The 17,668-nt window shown below is 60.9% G+C and carries 16 protein-coding genes; 12 read left to right on the top strand and 4 right to left on the bottom strand.

What is annotated here, in order from left to right; translation table 11 throughout:
* Positions 1-6: 6 nt before the first annotated feature.
* Positions 7-1,665, bottom strand: a complete 1,659-nt coding sequence (locus GA0061103_RS11370) for an acyl-CoA dehydrogenase family protein (protein ID WP_092711266.1) — start codon at positions 1,663-1,665, stop codon at positions 7-9.
* Positions 1,666-1,850: 185 nt separating this feature from the next.
* Between GA0061103_RS11370 and GA0061103_RS11365 the strand changes: the two genes are divergently transcribed.
* From GA0061103_RS11365 to rpmG, 10 genes are all read left to right on the top strand, one after another.
* On the top strand, positions 1,851-2,807 hold the full coding sequence (locus GA0061103_RS11365) for an aspartate carbamoyltransferase catalytic subunit (protein WP_092710996.1): 957 nt from the start codon (positions 1,851-1,853) through the stop codon (positions 2,805-2,807).
* Positions 2,804-4,093 (top strand): dihydroorotase, encoded by a 1,290-nt coding sequence (locus tag GA0061103_RS11360; RefSeq protein WP_092710993.1) that lies wholly within the window; start codon positions 2,804-2,806, stop codon positions 4,091-4,093. The genes GA0061103_RS11365 and GA0061103_RS11360 overlap by 4 nt, the downstream gene beginning before the upstream one ends.
* A 34-nt stretch (positions 4,094-4,127) precedes the next feature.
* Positions 4,128-4,745, top strand: a complete 618-nt coding sequence (gene plsY / locus GA0061103_RS11355; RefSeq protein WP_092710991.1) for a glycerol-3-phosphate 1-O-acyltransferase PlsY — start codon at positions 4,128-4,130, stop codon at positions 4,743-4,745.
* A complete protein-coding gene (dprA, locus tag GA0061103_RS11350; protein ID WP_092710988.1) occupies positions 4,745-5,893 on the top strand; it encodes a DNA-processing protein DprA in 1,149 nt (382 codons plus the stop codon). The genes plsY and dprA overlap by 1 nt, the downstream gene beginning before the upstream one ends.
* Positions 5,894-6,068: 175 nt before the next feature.
* Positions 6,069-8,741, top strand: coding sequence for a type I DNA topoisomerase (gene topA / locus GA0061103_RS11345; RefSeq protein ID WP_092711264.1), 2,673 nt, complete (start codon positions 6,069-6,071; stop codon positions 8,739-8,741).
* Complete coding sequence (gene rnr / locus GA0061103_RS11340; protein WP_092710985.1) at positions 8,738-11,116, top strand: ribonuclease R; 2,379 nt, start codon at positions 8,738-8,740, stop codon at positions 11,114-11,116. Before topA ends, rnr begins: the two co-directional genes overlap by 4 nt.
* A gap of 32 nt (positions 11,117-11,148) precedes the next feature.
* Positions 11,149-11,604, top strand: a complete 456-nt coding sequence (locus tag GA0061103_RS11335; protein ID WP_092710982.1) for a DUF983 domain-containing protein — start codon at positions 11,149-11,151, stop codon at positions 11,602-11,604.
* A gap of 35 nt (positions 11,605-11,639) precedes the next feature.
* Positions 11,640-11,918 (top strand): hypothetical protein, encoded by a 279-nt coding sequence (locus GA0061103_RS11330; RefSeq protein ID WP_092710980.1) that lies wholly within the window; start codon positions 11,640-11,642, stop codon positions 11,916-11,918.
* Positions 11,911-13,095, top strand: coding sequence for an MFS transporter (locus GA0061103_RS11325; protein ID WP_092710977.1), 1,185 nt, complete (start codon positions 11,911-11,913; stop codon positions 13,093-13,095). Before GA0061103_RS11330 ends, GA0061103_RS11325 begins: the two co-directional genes overlap by 8 nt.
* A 96-nt stretch (positions 13,096-13,191) precedes the next feature.
* Positions 13,192-13,359, top strand: coding sequence for a 50S ribosomal protein L33 (rpmG, locus tag GA0061103_RS11320; protein WP_003587245.1), 168 nt, complete (start codon positions 13,192-13,194; stop codon positions 13,357-13,359).
* Between the two features lie 802 nt (positions 13,360-14,161).
* Here the strand turns inward: rpmG and GA0061103_RS11315 are convergent.
* On the bottom strand, positions 14,162-15,535 hold the full coding sequence (locus GA0061103_RS11315) for a PleD family two-component system response regulator (protein ID WP_092710974.1): 1,374 nt from the start codon (positions 15,533-15,535) through the stop codon (positions 14,162-14,164).
* Between the two features lie 16 nt (positions 15,536-15,551).
* Positions 15,552-15,923 (bottom strand): response regulator, encoded by a 372-nt coding sequence (locus GA0061103_RS11310; protein WP_028754034.1) that lies wholly within the window; start codon positions 15,921-15,923, stop codon positions 15,552-15,554.
* 131 nt (positions 15,924-16,054) lie between these two features.
* Between GA0061103_RS11310 and GA0061103_RS11305 the strand changes: the two genes are divergently transcribed.
* Positions 16,055-16,363 (top strand): DUF3572 domain-containing protein, encoded by a 309-nt coding sequence (locus GA0061103_RS11305; protein ID WP_092710971.1) that lies wholly within the window; start codon positions 16,055-16,057, stop codon positions 16,361-16,363.
* A 2-nt stretch (positions 16,364-16,365) separates the two neighbouring features.
* Positions 16,366-17,013 carry a hypothetical protein gene (locus GA0061103_RS11300; protein ID WP_092710968.1) on the top strand — a complete coding sequence of 216 codons (648 nt, stop codon included), beginning with the start codon at positions 16,366-16,368 and terminating at the stop codon, positions 17,011-17,013.
* A 17-nt stretch (positions 17,014-17,030) separates the two neighbouring features.
* Here the strand turns inward: GA0061103_RS11300 and GA0061103_RS11295 are convergent, their stop codons facing one another.
* Positions 17,031-17,609, bottom strand: a complete 579-nt coding sequence (locus GA0061103_RS11295; RefSeq protein WP_092710965.1) for a GNAT family N-acetyltransferase — start codon at positions 17,607-17,609, stop codon at positions 17,031-17,033.
* Positions 17,610-17,668: the final 59 nt, after the last annotated feature.

Below are 17,668 nucleotides of genomic sequence, written 5' to 3'. Positions count from 1 at the left end.
GCAGTTCTAGGTGGCCGGCGGATAAAGAAGATCTACGATGTAGCTGGCATCGAAGCGGGAATCGAGCATGCCGTAGGTGGCGCGCCAGCCGCCGGCCAGACGCGTTTCGATGAAGGCATCAGCAATCTTGCCGGCGCCGAGGCGATAAAGCTCGGCGGCACCGGCAGCGAGCGCCATCTGCTCGACCAGCAAGCGGGCGGCGCCCTCATCCTGCTCGCAAAGCGCCATGGCCGCGCGCAGGACATCGATGGTCTTCTTGCCCGCCGGGCCGAGATCCCTCGCAAGACCGGCAAAGACGGTCTCGAACAGGTCCTTGCCGCGGTTGAGAACGCGCAGCACATCAAGCGCCATAACGTTGCCGGAGCCTTCCCAGATCGCATTGACAGGGGCCTCGCGGTAATGGCGGGCGATCGGACGCTCCTCGATATAGCCGCTGCCGCCGATGCACTCCATGGCTTCGTAGATCAGCGCCGGCGCGATCTTGCAGCACCAGTATTTGGCAACCGGCGTCATGACGCGGGCATAGGCCGCATCCTCGCTGCTGCCGCTGGCCTTGTCGAAGGCTTCGGCCAGACGGAAGGCGAGCGCGGTCGCAGCGGCGACATCGAGCGCCATATCGGCGAGCACGCGCGTCATGATCGGCTGATTGACCAGCATCTTGCCGAAGACGCTGCGGCCGCGCGCATGATGCACGGCTTCGGCCAGGGACGCCCGCATGATGCCGGCGGATGCCAGCGCGCAATCGAGCCGCGTCAGCGTCACCATGTCGAGGATCGTGCGGATGCCGCCGTCGGGCGTGCCGAGCAGGAAGCCGAACGTATCGGTGAACTCGACTTCGGAAGAGGCATTCGAGCGGTTGCCGAGCTTGTCCTTGAGCCTCTGGAAGTGCAGGCCGTTGGCGGAACCATCCTCGAGCAGCCGCGGTACCAGGAAGCAGCCCATGCCGTCCTTGGTCTGGGCAAGCATGATGAAGGCATCGCTCATCGGCGCCGACATGAACCACTTGTGGCCCGAAAGCCGGTAGATTCCTTCGCTGACCTTGTCGGCACTCGTCTTGTTGGCACGCACATCCGTGCCGCCCTGCTTTTCCGTCATGCCCATGCCGATGGTGACGGCACTCTTCTGCATGGCGGGCTTGTTGGAGGAATCATATTTGCGCGAGAGGATCTTCGGCGCCCAATCCTTCTGCACGGCAGGCGACGCCATCATCGCTGCGACGGAAGCGCTGGTCATCGTGAGGGGGCAGAGATGGCCGCATTCGAGCTGGGCCGTCAGATAGAAGCGGGCGGCGCGCACCTTATGCGACTGGCCCCTTGCCTCGGGATCGGCCTGCGCATCCCAGATCGAGGAATGCAGGCCCATCGCCATGGATCGGCGCATCAGCGCATGCCAGGCCGGGTGGAATTCGACGACATCAAGACGTTCGCCGCGCGGGCCATGGGTGCGCAGCTGCGGCGTGCCCTGATTTGCCATGCGCGCCAGTTCCTGCGCCTCGTGCGAGGTGACGAAACGACCATGCTGCTCCAGCTCATCCCGTATCGAACGCGGCAGGCCGGAGGTGAGATCGACGATCAGCGGATCGGACCGATAGGCATTGATGCCGGTCCAGAGGCTCGGCTGGTTCAGGTCGGCAAAGGGGTCGTCAGTCCGGGTCGGTTGGGTCATGAATCGCTTGTAGAGCAAGTAGGTTGCAAAGGGAAACTGGAAGTTACGGCTCCCACCGGCATAGCTCCTGTAGCGGGATTCGGGCGAAATTGCATGGGGAACAAATGCGCTCGGCGCACACCCCCGCTTGCCCCATCGACGCTCCCTCTTTATAGACCGCCTGACGAAATCCAGAGGGCAGGTTCATGGTCTTCTTTCCCCACCGCCACCTCATTGGCATCAAGGGCCTCACCGAGCAGGATATCACCTATCTTCTCGACAAGGCTGACGAGGCGGTCAAGATCAGCCGCCAGCGCGAGAAAAAGACGTCGACGCTTCGCGGCCTGACGCAGATCAATCTCTTCTTCGAAGCATCGACGCGCACGCAATCATCTTTCGAGCTTGCCGGCAAACGGCTTGGCGCCGATGTGATGAACATGTCGGTCGGCAATTCCTCCGTGAAAAAAGGCGAGACGCTGATCGATACGGCGATGACGCTGAACGCCATGCGGCCAGACGTGCTGGTCATCCGCCATTCGAGCGCGGGTGCCGCCGCGCTCTTGGCACAGAAAGTCTCCTGCTCGGTCGTCAATGCCGGCGACGGACAGCACGAGCATCCGACACAAGCCCTGCTCGACGCGCTGACGATCCGTCGCGCCAAAGGCAAGCTCTCGCGCATCATCGTGGCCATCTGCGGCGACGTGCTGCATTCGCGCGTGGCGCGCTCCAACATCCTGCTTCTGAATGCCATGGGCGCGCGCGTCCGCGTCGTCGCACCCGCCACGCTCCTGCCGGCCGGCATTGCCGACATGGGCGTCGAGGTCTTTCATTCGATGAAAGAAGGTCTGAAGGACGCCGACGTTGTCATGATGCTGCGGCTGCAGCGCGAGCGCATGTCCGGCGCCTTCGTGCCTTCGGTGCGTGAATATTATCACTTCTACGGTCTGGACGCTGAGACCCTCAAGGCCGCCAAGGAGGATGCGCTTGTCATGCATCCGGGACCGATGAACCGCGGGGTCGAAATCGCCTCCGAAGTGGCCGACGGCCCGCAAAGCGTCATCGCCGAACAGGTGGAGATGGGCGTCGCCGTACGCATGGCCGTGATGGAGACGCTGCTCGTTTCGCAAAACCAAGGGCCTCGCACCGACGGAGTGGGCGCATGAGCAACTCGATCATCCTCCAGAACGTCCGCATCATCGATCCCTCCCGCAACCTTGATGAGATCGGTGCGATCATTGTCGAAGACGGCATGATCGTTGCTTCCGGCAAGGATGCTAAGGCGTCCGCCGCTTCGAAGGGCGCGACCGTTCGCGATTGCAGCGACCTCGTCGCCATCCCCGGCCTGGTCGATGTGCGCGTCCATGTCGGCGAGCCCGGCGGCGAACATCGCGAAACGATTGCCTCCGCCAGCCGTGCAGCGGCAGCCGGCGGCGTCACCTCCTTCATCATGATGCCGGACACGGATCCGGTCATCGACGATATCGCCCTGGTCGAGTTCGTCAGGAAGACGGCGCGCGACACGGCAGTCGTCAATGTCTATCCGGCAGCGGCTCTCACCAAGGGACTTGCCGGTGAGGAAATGACGGAAATCGGCCTGCTCAGGGAGGCCGGCGCGGTTGTCTTTACCGACGCGCATTCCAGCGTCCACGACAGTCAGGTTCTCCGCCGCATCATGACCTATGCGCGCGAATTCGGCGCAGTGATTTCCTGCGAAACGCGCGACAAATATCTCGGCGCAAACGGCGTCATGCATGAGGGCCTGCTGGCGAGCTGGCTCGGCCTGTCTGGCATTCCAAAAGAGGCCGAGCTGATTCCTCTGGAGCGCGACCTCCGCATCGCGACGCTGACGCGCAGCCACTATCATGCGGCGATGATCTCCGTGCCGGAATCGGCCGAGGCGATCCGCCTTGCCCGCTCGCGCGGCGCCAAAGTCACCTGCGGCATCTCGATCAACAATCTTGCGCTGAACGAGAACGACATCGGCGAATACCGGACCTTCTTCAAGCTCTACCCGCCGCTACGCTCCGAGGACGATCGCACAGGCATGATCGACGCGCTGGCAGACGGCACGATCGACATCATCGTCTCCTCGCATGATCCGCAGGATGTCGATACGAAACGCCTGCCGTTTGGTGAGGCTGAAGATGGTGCCGTCGGCCTGGAAACGCTGCTTCCGGCCGCACTCCGGCTCTATCACAGCGGCCAGGTCAGCCTGATGCGGCTTGTCGATGCGCTGTCGACGCGGCCGGCGCAGATCTTCGGGCTGCCCGCCGGCACACTGAAGCCCGGTGCCAAGGCCGATATCGCGCTTGTTGATCTTGACGAGCCTTGGCTTGTCGCCAAAGACATGCTTCTGTCGCGCTCGAAGAATACGCCCTTCGAAGATGCAAGAATGAGCGGCCGGGCGGTGGCAACCTATGTCGCCGGCACGCTGGTTCACAGTCTCTAGGGCGGACCTAAGGGTTTACGGAGAATAAGACGTGATGGCTGATTTCTGGACTTGGCAGCTTACCCTGCAGACCGCGCTGGCCGCCGTCGTCATTGGCTATCTGCTTGGCTCGATCCCCTTCGGCCTTCTCCTGACCCGCATGGCCGGGCTCGGCGATGTGCGCAACATCGGCTCGGGCAATATCGGCGCGACCAATGTGCTGCGCACCGGCCATAAGGGGCTTGCGGCCGCAACCCTGCTGCTCGATGCCTTCAAGGGTACGGCCGCTGTTCTTATCACCGCGCATTTCTTCGGCGAAGATGCCGGCGTGCTTGCAGGCTTCGCGGCCTTCATCGGCCACATCTTCCCGGTCTGGATCGGCTTCAAGGGCGGCAAGGGTGTCGCGACCTATCTCGGCATCCTGTTAGGTCTCGCACCGCTGATGGCATTGATTTTCGCCATCGTCTGGCTGGCGATCGCCTTTACCACCCGCTACTCCTCGCTGTCCGCACTGGTTGCAACCCTTGTCATCCCGGTTGTATTGTGGATATTGGGCGTCGACAAGATCGCCGCCGTCATGGCGCTGATGACCGTCATCTCCTGGTACAAGCACAGGGCCAATATCGCCAGGCTGACCGCGGGAACGGAAGGCAAGATCGGAGCAAAGGGATAATGGACGCAGGCAGCGCAAGACGGACCGGAGTTGCGCTGACCGAAAAACAAAGAATCGCCTGGCTCAGGCTCATCCGCTCCGACAATGTCGGCCCATCGACCTTCCGCGATCTCGTCAATCATTACGGCTCCGCCGAAACGGCGCTTGCCGCATTACCCGAGCTTTCTCAGCGCGGCGGCGCAATGCGCGCCATCCGAATTGCCGACGAGCGCGATGCCCTGCGGGAGCTAGAGGCGGCGCATCGCTTTGGCGCGCGCTTCGTCGGTATCGGCGAACCGGATTATCCCCCTGCCCTTCGCGAAATCGACGGCGCCCCACCGCTGCTTGCGGTCAAGGGCAGCATGCCGGCAGCGAGACGGCCGGCAATCGGCATGGTCGGCTCGCGAAACGCTTCGATCAGCGGCGCCAAATTCACCGCGATGATTGCGCGCGCCTGCGGTGAAGCCGGCTATGCCGTGGTTTCCGGCCTGGCGCGCGGCATCGATACGGCAGCCCACCGCGCCAGCCTTGCAACCGGCACCATCGCCGCACTGGCGGGTGGCCTCGACCAGCCCTATCCGCCCGAGAATATCGACCTGCTCAACGAGATATGGGACGGCAACGGGCTCGCCGTCAGCGAAATGCCCTTTGGCTGGGAGCCACGGGCGCGCGACTTTCCGCGCCGCAACCGCCTGATCGCAGGCATATCGCTCGGCGTCGTGATCGTCGAAGCGGCAACGCGCTCCGGCTCGCTGATCACGGCCAGGCTTGCCGGTGAATTCGGCAGGCTCGTCTTTGCCGTTCCAGGCTCGCCGCTCGATCCGCGCTGCGAAGGCACCAACGGCCTGCTGAAAGACGGTGCAATGATCGTGACGCGGCCCGATGATATTGTCGAGGCGCTGAGGCCGCTCGCCGAGCCGGATCTCTTCCGCCCGAGGCCCAAGGAAGCACCTGTCGAAAGGAGCAAGCCGCTCTCGACACCGCCCGATGATGCCGAGCGCGACCACATTGTCGATGCGCTGGGTCCGACACCGGTCGAAATCGACGATATCGTCCGGCACACCGGCCTGCCGATATCGGCAATCCATTCGGTTCTTCTGGAATTGGATATGGCCGGCCGGCTGCATCGCCATCCCGGCGGACTGGTGTCGATCTCCATGCTGGATTGAAAACTGTGACACGCGTACCAATTCTAAGCATCGCATCGTCGCGCCAAGCGCAAAAATCGCCTTCGCCTCTTGACCGCGACGATTTCCCTGTCCATGTCGGAAGGCCGGGAAGACGGAAAAACCCGGTATCTCCCGCGTCTTATACCGGCGCGACCTCGTATTCAGAGACTTGATGATGAACGTTGTAGTGGTGGAATCGCCTGCCAAGGCCAAGACAATCAATAAATATCTGGGACCCGGATATAAGGTTCTTGCATCCTTCGGCCATGTGCGTGACCTGCCCGCCAAAGACGGTTCGGTGCTGCCGGACCAGGATTTCGAAATGCTGTGGGAAGTCGATGGTGCCTCGCAAAAGCGCATCAAGGACATCGCCGACGCGATGAAATCCTCCGACGGCCTGATTCTCGCGACCGACCCGGATCGCGAGGGTGAAGCCATTTCCTGGCATGTGCTCGACCTTTTGAACAAGAAGCGCGTGATCAACGGTAAGCCGGTGAAGCGCGTCGTCTTCAATGCCATCACCAAGAAGGCCGTTCTCGACGCCATGGCCGAGCCGCGCGACATCGACGTGCCGCTGGTGGACGCCTATCTCGCCCGCCGCGCCCTCGACTATCTCGTCGGCTTCAATCTGTCCCCGGTTCTGTGGCGCAAGCTGCCGGGTGCCCGCTCGGCCGGCCGCGTGCAGTCCGTCGCCCTTCGTCTCGTCTGCGATCGTGAGTCCGAGATCGAACGCTTCATCTCGGAAGAATACTGGAACCTTTCGGCGCTCCTGAAGACGCCGCGCGGCGATGAATTCGAAGCTCGTCTGGTTTCCGCCGACGGCAAGCGCCTGCAGCCGCGTGCGATCGGCAACGGCGAGGAAGCCGGCAAGCTGAAGGCCCTGCTGGAAGGCGCCTCCTACGTCGTCGACACGGTCGAGGCAAAGCCGGTCAAGCGCAATCCGAGCCCGCCCTTCACCACCTCGACGCTACAGCAGGCCGCCTCCTCGAAGCTCGGCTTCTCGGCTTCGCGCACCATGCAGGTGGCACAGAAGCTTTATGAAGGCGTCGATATCGGCGGCGAAACCGTTGGTCTCATCACCTATATGCGTACCGATGGCGTGCAGATGGCGCCGGAAGCGATCGATGCGGCACGCCGCGCCATCGCCAACCAGTTCGGCGACCGCTACCTGCCAGAAAAGGCGCGCTTCTATTCCACCAAGGCAAAGAATGCCCAGGAAGCGCACGAAGCGATCCGCCCGACCGATTTCGACCGCGTGCCGGATCGCATTCGCAAGTTCCTCGATGACGACCAGCTGAGGCTCTACGACCTGATCTGGAAGCGCGGCATCGCCAGCCAGATGGCTTCGGCCGAAATTGAGCGCACGACCGTCGAGATCCTCGCCGACAACGCCGGCAAGAAGGCCGGTCTGCGCGCCGTGGGCTCCGTCATCCGCTTCGATGGTTTCATCGCCGCCTATACAGACCAGAAGGAAGACGGCGAACAGAGCGACGACAGCGAGGAAGGCGGCCGTCTGCCTGAAATCAATGCCCGCGAAAATCTCGCCAAGCAGAAGATCAACTCGACCCAGCACTTCACCGAACCGCCGCCGCGCTATTCGGAAGCGTCGCTGATCAAGAAGATGGAAGAGCTCGGCATCGGCCGCCCCTCCACCTATGCGGCGACGCTCGCGACGCTGCGCGACCGCGACTATGTGACCATCGACAAGCGCAAGCTTTTGCCACAGGCCAAGGGCCGGCTGGTGACGGCTTTCCTCGAAAGCTTCTTCACCAAATACGTCGAATATGATTTCACCGCCGATCTGGAAGAGAAGCTCGACCGTATTTCCGCCGGCGAGCTGAACTGGAAGGACGTGCTGCGCGACTTCTGGCGCGATTTCTTCGCCCAGATCGAAGACACCAAGGAACTGCGCGTCACCAACGTGCTCGATGCCCTGAACGACGCGCTGGCGCCACTCGTCTTCCCGAAGCGCGAAGACGGCAGCGATCCGCGTATCTGCCAGGTCTGTGGCACGGGTAACCTGTCGCTGAAGCTCGGCAAATACGGCGCCTTCGTCGGCTGCTCGAACTATCCGGAGTGCAACTACACCCGCCAGCTTTCGTCGGAAGGTGGCGTTGAGGCGGAATCCAACGGGTTGAACGAGCCGAAGGCGCTCGGCGCCGATCCGGTAACAGGCGAAGAGCTGACGCTGCGTTCGGGGCGCTTCGGTCCCTATATCCAGCGCGGCGATGGCAAGGACGCCAAGCGTGCTTCGCTGCCGCGCGGCTGGAAGCCCGAGGACATCGATTACGAGAAGGCCATGGCGCTGATCTCGCTGCCACGCGATATCGGCAAGCATCCGGAAACCGGCAAGATGATCTCTTCCGGCATCGGCCGCTATGGACCTTTCCTGCTACATGACGGCGGCTATGCCAATCTCGAAAGCGTCGAGGATGTCTTTACCGTCGGCCTGAACCGCGCGGTGACGCTGATTGCCGAAAAGCAGAGCAAGGCTGCCGGCGGCAAGGCACGCGGCGGCACGCCGGCAGCACTGAAGGAGCTCGGCGAGCATCCGGATGGCGGCGGCGTGATTACCGTTCGTGACGGCAAATACGGCCCCTATGTCAACTGGGGCAAGGTCAACGCGACGCTGCCCAAGGGCACGGACCCTCAGGCAATCACCGTCGAGGAAGCTCTCGCCTTGATTGCCGCCAAGGCCGGCAAGAGCGGCGGCTCTACCAAGAAGGCGCCTGCCAAAGCGAAGACCGCGGCAGCCGGCACCAAGGCGACGAAAACGACCGCCAAGCCGAAGGCCGCTGCAAAGAAGCCTGCGGCCAAGACGGCAGCGAAAAAGAAGAGTGCAGAGTGAGCAGAGAACCGCGCGGCAGGAATCCATCGTCGGAACGTCGTTCCGGCAAACCCGGCCGCGCCGGCAAGGCAGGCGGTGACGCCGAGCCGATGATGGCTATCGTCCATGGCGAATTGCCGCCGCGCGAGGTGCTTCTCCGCTTTATCGCCGACCACCCGCAGCAGGCTTCCAAGCGCGAACTGGCCAAGGCCTTCGGCCTGAAGGGCGAGAGCCGCGTCGCGCTGAAGGAATTGCTGCGCGAGCTCGAGCAAGAAGGCATGGTGCAGAAGAGCCGCAAGTCGCTCATCCGCCCCGGCGCGTTGCCGCCGATCGCCGTCCTCGATATCACCACCCGCGACAAGGATGGCATACTGATCGGCCGCCCAGCCGAATGGGCTGAGGAAAATGGCGTCGCACCCGCTGTGATGATCAAGCAATCCTCCTCGCCGGCCGGCCGTAACGGCAAGGGCAAGGCCCCGGCCGCCGGTATGGGCGACCGCATTCTCGCCAAGATCTTCCCGGCGGTCGATCGTGGCGGTCCGGCCTATACGGCCCGCATCATCAAGGTCATCGACAAGCGACAGGGCGCCTCCATGGGCGTCTTCCGCGAGACACCCGGTGGCGGCGGTCGGCTGATGCCGATCGAGCGGCGCGGCGAAGAAATGGTGATCGATCCGGATTATACCGGCGGCGCCAAGGATGGCGATCTGGTCGAGGTCGAAGTGGCCCGTCTCGGCCGATTCGGTCTTGCTCGCGCCAAGGTTCTATCTGTGGTCGGCTCCGTCGCCTCGGAAAAGGCGATCTCGATGATCGCCATTCACGCGCACGGTATCCCGCACGTGTTTCCGGCTCCCGTGATTGCGGAGGCCGATGCCGCCAAGCCGGCCACCATGTCGCACCGCGAGGATTGGCGCAGCCTGCCGCTGATCACGATCGATCCGGCCGATGCCAAGGACCATGACGATGCCGTCTACGCCGAAATGGACCCCTCGCCCGACAATCCGGATGGCGTGATCGTCACCGTCGCCATTGCCGATGTCTCCTGGTATGTGCGCCCGAACTCGCCGCTCGACCGCGAAGCCTTGAAGCGCGGCAATTCGGTCTATTTCCCCGACCGTGTCGTGCCGATGCTGCCCGAGCGCATCTCCAACGATCTCTGCTCGCTGAAGGAAGGCGTCGACCGCCCTGCTCTCGCCGTGCGGATGATCTTCTCCAAGGAAGGGCGCAAGGCGGGGCACACCTTCCATCGCATCATGATGAAGAGTGCGGCCAAGCTTTCCTACCAGCAGGCGCAGGCGGCGATCGACGGCAAGCCCGATGACAAGACTGGGCCGATGCTGGAGCCGATATTGAAGCCGCTCTGGCACGCCTATGAGATTTTGAAGAAGGGCCGTGACCGGCGTCAGCCGCTTGAGCTCGACATGCCGGAACGCAAGATTCTGCTGAAGCCGGATGGCACTGTCGATCGCGTCGTCGTGCCGCCACGCCTCGATGCGCACAAGCTCATCGAAGAGATGATGATCCAGGCGAACGTCGCTGCCGCCGAGACGCTGGAGAAGCGCAAGCAAGCGCTGATCTACCGCATCCATGACGGGCCGACGCTCGCCAAGCAGGAAGTGCTGCGCGAATTCCTGGCGACCCTCGGCATATCGCTTGCCAAGGGCGGCAATGTGCGTGCCAACAGCTTCAACGGCATTCTCGCCAAGGCCGAGGGTACGGCGCATCAGACCATGGTCAACGAAATGGTGTTGCGCTCGCAGAGCCAGGCGATCTACAGCCCTGACAATATCGGACACTTTGGCCTCAACCTGATGAAGTACGCCCACTTCACCTCGCCGATCCGCCGTTATGCCGACCTGATCGTACATCGCGCCCTCGTCGGCTCGCTTGGCCTCGGCGAAGGCGGGATCACGCCTGATGAAGAGGCGTCGCTCGACGATATCGCCGCCGAAATCTCGACCTTCGAGCGCCGCGCCATGGCTGCCGAGCGCGAGACTGTGGATCGGCTGATCGCCCATCACCTTGCCGGTCAGGTTGGTGCGGAATTCGAGGCGCGCGTTGGCGGCGTCACCAAATCGGGACTCTTTGTCACCCTGCCGGACTATGGCGCCGACGGTTTCATCCCTATATCTACGCTCGGCACCGATTACTTCATCTATGACGAGGCGCATCAGGCGCTGACAGGTGAAAGAACGGGGCTCGGCTATCGCCTCGGCGACGATGTGACGGTGAGGCTGGCGGAAGCTGTGCCGCTTGCCGGAGCGTTGCGCTTCGAAATGCTGAGCGATGGTAAGCCTATGCCGACGGCGGTGCGTTCCTTCCACAAGGCGACCCGCCGCAACAAGAACCAGGCCCGCAAGGCACCGGGCACGAGACCGCCGCGCGGCCGCAGGTAGAAGACGGCTGCCGGCACGGAGGAAGCGTATTCATGACGGGCAGCCCATCCGACTCTCCTATCCGTTTCGGTGGTTCAGACGAGAGCGAACGTCCGCTCGGGCGGTCGATTTCCCGCGGCATGCTGAACCGCTGCCCGCGCTGCGGCACCGGCAAGCTCTTTCGCGCTTTCCTGAAGCCTGTCGACCGTTGTGCGGTCTGCGACGAAGATATCTCCCACCAGCGCGCCGACGACCTGCCGCCTTATCTGGTGATCCTCGTTCTCGGCCATCTCATCGTCGGCGGCTACATGCTGACGGACATGACCTTCAAGCTGCCGCTCTGGGCGCATCTCGCCATCTGGGCGCCGATCACCGTTATCGCGGCGCTTGCCATCATCCAGCCGATTAAAGGTGGCGTCATCGGCCTGCAATGGGCGCTGCGCATGCATGGCTTCGGCGGCCATGATGACAGCCCGGAGGAATGGGATCAGGGGAACGATCGTTCGTGACGATAGGTGCCCACCCTCGAAGCCGGCCAGCGCCCATGGCCGAAGTTGTCTCGCGACATCACACTCTTCTATCGGGAATCGTCGTCGATTCGACCGATATTCGCCATTCGCGCGAGCTCGTTCATCAGCAACGGCTTGACATCGGCAACATTTCTTGTCTGAACATGCCCCGCGTCAAGGGGACCATTCCGGAGGGTTTGACCGATCTCATGAAAGCCGACCCGTCACCTGAATTTGGCCGAGCCGTGCCTTTCTATGTTCCGCGTCCGGATCGATTCGACCGTCTCATGCTCCAGGAATCCGTTTATGCTTGAACCGACGAACGACAAGGCCGGCCATGTCGAAGAAATTCACTGGCCTTCGCTCGTCGCAGCCATAGCGTCTGTATCCGCCGTCGGCATCGCCATCGGGCTTGGCCTGCCGCTTCTGAGCATCATTCTTGAAAAACGCGGCGTTCCCTCAAGCCTGATCGGGCTCAATACCGCGATGATGGGCGTCGCTTCGATGCTGGCCGCGGTCATCACCACGAAGCTCGCGCACCGCTTCGGCGTCGTGCAGACGATGATCTGGGCCGTCTTCCTGTCGGCCTTGAGCTCGCTCGGCTTCTATTATGCGGAGAACCTGCTTTTATGGTTCCCGCTGCGCATCGTTTTCCATGGTGCGACCACGACCCTTTTCATCCTGTCGGAATTCTGGATCAACGCCGCCTCGCCGCCCTCGAAGCGCGGCTTCGTGCTCGGCCTCTATTCCACCGTCTTCTCGCTCGGTTTTGCGGCCGGCCCCTTGCTCTTTTCCGTTGTCGGCAGCGAAGGCTTGATGCCCTTCATCATCGGCGCCTGCATTATCCTGGCAGCCGCCATCCCGATCTTCATCGCCCGCAACGAAAGCCCGATCGTCGACGAGAAGCCGGAATTGCATTTCGTCCGCTACATCTTCCTGGTGCCGACGGCGACGGCCGCGGTCTTCGTGTTCGGCGCAGTCACCGTCGGCGGCGGATCACTCTTCACCAGCTATGCGACGCGTCTCGGCTTCAACGAGTCTCAGGCCGCATTGCTACTGACCGTCATGGGCGTCGGCAATTTCGTCTTCCAGATTCCGCTTGGTCTGCTTGCCGACCGCATGCGCGACAAGCGCCCCCTTTTGTCGATCATGGCCACGATCGGGCTTGTCGGCGCGCTCCTGCTGCCATCGCTGTCATCGAACTGGATCATTCTCGCAATCATCCTGCTTTTCTGGGGTGGCTGCGTTTCGGGCATGTATACGGTCGGACTCAGCCATCTCGGGACTCGGCTGACCGGAGTCGATCTTGTCGCGGCCAATGCGGCCTTCGTCTTCTGTTACGCGGTCGGCATGGTTCTCGGGCCGCCGACCATCGGCACCGCCATGGATCTCGCCAATCCCAGCGGCTTTGCCTGGGCTGTGGCGTTTTTCTTCGGCCTTTATGTCTTCCTTTCGGGGATACGGCTGCTTTTCATGGGCAACAGAGGTTGACTTTTCGGGCGCGATTTGTATTTTCGCGCCAGAATTCGCCGTGGACCTCCGCACTGGCCGTCCACGGCGTTCATTTTTATTAAAGGCAGGACGACCATGGCCAAGGCTACCACCATCAAGATCAAGCTGCTGTCGACGGCCGACACCGGTTTCTTCTACGTCACGACGAAGAACAGCCGTACGATGACGGACAAGATGACGAAGACGAAGTACGACCCGATCGCTAAGAAGCACGTCGAGTTCAAGGAAACGAAGATCAAGTAAGTTTCCTAAACTTCAGGTTACAAAAAGGCGCTTAACCCTCGGGTTGGCGCCTTTTTTGTTTTGTCGACGCTTGTGCGAGCGTTGCTCGATTTTGCTGCAATACCGGCCGCTTGCAATTGCCCGGCTAAAAGAAAAACGCCGCCTTCGATGAACGAAGAGCGGCGTTTTAAATTGGGGGCCGGCTAGCCTGCAAAACGGCACGAGGAACCGTTATCTTCTGCCTGCCAGCCGACCGACCCCACGACCCAGGAGATGCGGCGGACCTGAGCATCATGGGGTATCTTGGAACCCTTGCGGGTTGTTCATCTACGGGACTAAATTCGCGCGAAATCGAAAGAAAATCAACAAATTCTTAATGATAAAAAATGCTTGTCTGCTCGGATGGTTAAAATTCATGACTTTGGTGGAAAGGAATGTCCGATAGTCTTAGTGAAATAAACTCAAGAAACCATCAAGCATAAAGTGATAACGCCTCCTTTGGTAGAAAAGATCGAATACAGATATTCAAGAGCATTTGAATATACAAATTACATTCAGTTAATCCATCACCTTTCAGCGGACATCTCATCAACAAGCAATCAACAAAACAAAACTATATGTCGGCATAACAAGAATATTTCAAAAGCACCCTAAAAGCGAAGGCATCCACCAAATTCAAAAGTATAAGTATGCAACGTTTCTTTAAAACAGCGCTATGTGGTTATGCCCGCAGGATAAAGAACAAAAAATTTTGAATTGTTGTTCAAAACCTGAAAAATACCCTCAATATTCATGGGTAACCGCACTTCTCGACCATTCATCCCTAGGCCGCTGAAGCGACAACCCTGTTGCGTCCTGCTCTTTTGGCCTCGTAAAGCGCAAGGTCCGCCTGCTTCATCAACTGCTCCGGCGTCTCGATTGTCTCCAAACGGCACGAAATTCCGAAGGATGCGGTGATGTTAAGCGCAACACCGTTTTCGCGTAATTTCACCGGCATATTTTCTACCGCAGCGCGTAGGCGTTCTGCGACCGCGGCGGCCGTATCGGCAGGCGTATCCGGCATGACCACAACGAACTCCTCGCCCCCATAACGGCAGGCGAGATCTGCGCCGCGCACCGTGGAACGGATTCTCGCGGCAAATTCCTTGAGAACTTCATCGCCGGCATCGTGACCATGGGTATCGTTGACAGTCTTGAAGCGATCGATATCGGTAATCAATATCGAGAGAGGCCGGCCCCGCGCCAAGGAGCGGTCGAAAAGCACCTTGAGATGATTGTCGAGATAGCGCCTGTTATGCAAACCGGTGAGCGCGTCGGTGACAGCAAGCTCGATCGTCTGCTGTACGCTGGCGCGCAGGCGATCATTGTAGCGTTTGCGGCGTATCTGCGTGAGGCAGCGTGCGACGAGTTCGTTCGGATCGATCGGCCGGACGATATAATCGTTGACGCCGAGATCCAGCGCGCGGACGATCATGTCGTCTGCGCCCTGCTCCGTCACCAGCAGCACGGGCAGAAAACGCGTGCGCTCCAGCGAACGAAGCTGCGAGCAAAGCCGCAACGGGTCGTAGTCGTCGAAATTCGAATTGACGATGACCAGCTCAAATGGCCGTTCGGCGGCCTCGAACAGAGCGGCCTGCGGATCGGACATCGCGACGACCTGGGCAATCGGCTTGAGCGTGCGGATTATGCGCTCCTGCGAATTGGCGCGGCCGTCGACCAGTAGTACCTGACCGGTTTCCTCGGCGCGGCCGTCGCCAGCCCGCATCAGATCATCGATACCGAAATTGCGCGCGGTCTCGTTGCGCATATGCAGCTCGTCGCTCAACGTCTTGAGGCGAAGCAGGCTCTTGACGCGCGAGATGAGCTGCAGGTCGTTGACGGGCTTGGTCAGGAAATCGTCGGCACCGGCTTTGAGGCCGCGCACACGGTCGGCGGGCTGATCGAGCGCCGTCACCATGACGACAGGGATGTGGGCGGTGCGAGGATCGGACTTCAGGCGTTCGCACACCTCAAAACCGTCCATGCCGGGCATCATAATATCGAGAAGGATGAGATCGACCTGCGTATTCGCGCAGATGGCGAGCGCCTTCAAGCCGTCTTCGGCTGTCAGCACTTCGAAGTATTCGGCAAGCAGCCGCGCTTCCAGAAGCTTCACATTGGCCGGAATATCGTCGACTACCAGAATGCGTGCGGTCATCAGCTCTTCCCCATCATCAGGCGTCGCCCAGATAGGTCTTTATGGTCTCAATGAATTTCGGCACCGAAATCGGCTTCGAAACATAGGCCTCGCAACCGCCCTGGCGAATGCGCTCCTCATCGCCCTTCATGGCGAAGGCGGTGACCGCGATCACGGGGATCACGTGCAGATCGTCGTCTTCCTTCAGCCATTTGGTGACTTCCAGGCCGGAAACCTCCGGCAGCTGGATATCCATGAGAATCAGGTCCGGGCGATGCTTGCGCGCGAGATCGAGCGCTTCCATGCCGTTGCGGGTCTGGATCGTCGTGTAGCCGGAAGCCTCGATCAGATCGCGAAAGAGCTTCATATTCAGCTCATTGTCTTCTACAATCATTACCTGCTTAGGCATGGAAAGCTGTCCCTGCATCCGGTATTGCATCCATTCTCTCGAAATATAGGGTCGCGAGGAACCGATTCCAGAAATAGTTGAATCGCAAACTACCGGCATTTGGTTGAAAAATAGGTAACTCACCCTTCAAAATGCAAAGTAACTTCAAGAACCCGAAGAAGAGCGCGGCCGACCCGCAAGAGACTGCGATCGCCGCACTCGGCTGGCTGGCCAATGAACCGGATATGTTCGGCCGCTTCTTGGCACTGACGGGCGTGGAGCCGGCACAGGTACGCAACGCCATCAACGAGCCCGCCTTTCTTGCCGGCATGCTCGATTTCCTCATGAACCACGAACCGACATTGCTGGCCTTCTGCGAGGCCAGCGGCATTCCGCCGGAGGCCGTCGCTGCCGCGTCGGTACATTTCTCGCCGCCCGGCCTTGCCTCTGGAGAATACTGATCATGGATGCCCCGATCGAATTCGACGTGTCGCATATCCGGCTGCAGGAGCGGCCGTTGATCGTTTGCGATGTCGACGACGTCGTCTTGCACTTCTTTGCGCCCTTCCTGACCTTCATCGACGCCGAAGGCCATGAATTCCTGCCGCGTTCCTTCCGGCTGACGGGCAACATCGTCTCCAAGGCCAATGGCTCTGCGCTGGAAGAAAAGGATGTTCACCGGCTGATCGAGGCCTTCTTCGAGGCGCAGGAGCAATGGCAGACGCCTTTCGATCGCGTCGTCGACACGCTCGGCGAATTCTCGAAAGACGCTGACATCGTTTTCCTCACGGCCATGCCGCCGCAGTTCTGGGAGCAGAGACGACGGCTCCTCGACAGGCTCGAGCTTGCCTATCCGTTGCTCGCGTCGCTGCAGCCGAAGGGGCCGATCGTGCGTTCGCTGCATCGACGGCGCGAGATGCCCGTCGCCTTCGTCGATGACATGGCCCACAATCTGCATTCGGTCAGCGAGCATGTTCCGGAGTGCCTCCTGATCAATCTGAAGCCTGATTCCATCGTTCATCGCATGGCGCCTGCGGCGCCGACGGGCATTCCCGAAGCCAACGAATGGAGCCAGGCAGCGCCGCTGATCCAGGCCCATATCACGCGCTGACGCCGCCCAAACCACCCTCAGAACACGAAGCGCATCAGAGGCCTGCCATCCTTGCGCTTCGCAACTTCCGAAAATCCGGCCGCCTCGAATATGCGCTGCGAGCCGACGTAGAGGCCGACGGATTTCGACTGTTTCGTACGCTCGATCGGACAGCCTTCCAGCAGCCGCGCGCCGGACGCACGGGCGAAATTCACGGCCTCCGACAACATGCGATGGCTGTGTCCCTTGCCGCGATCCTTCGAATTTATGAAGAAACAGCTCACCGCCCAGACCGAGCTGTCTTCCGCATCGGCGGGATCGAGCGGACGCGACACTGTTTTCGGCGAATTCCATTGCGGCAGCTCGGTACGTGGACCGACCTGCACCCAGGCAATCGGCTGCCCGTCGATATAGCCTAGAAGCCCGGGCGGCGGCCCTACCGCGATGCGTTCCTCGATCAACTGCTTCTTTGCTGCCGCATCCATCGTCTTGCGCTGCGATGTCGGGACGCGGAAATAGGTACACCAACAACCATAGCAGGCGCCGCTTGGCCCAAATAACGCCTCGAAATCGTCCCATCGGCCTGGCGTCAACGGCTCTACGATTAAATTCTGCACTCCCGCCTCCCCGGCAGTTTTCGAGCTTGAGACTCGCAAGCTTAGAACATAAAGTGGCG

It is taken from the genome of Martinezella multihospitum (assembly GCF_900094585.1).
GTDB lineage: Bacteria > Pseudomonadota > Alphaproteobacteria > Rhizobiales > Rhizobiaceae > Rhizobium > Rhizobium multihospitium.
This window is presented reverse-complemented; position numbering and strand designations above follow the sequence as displayed.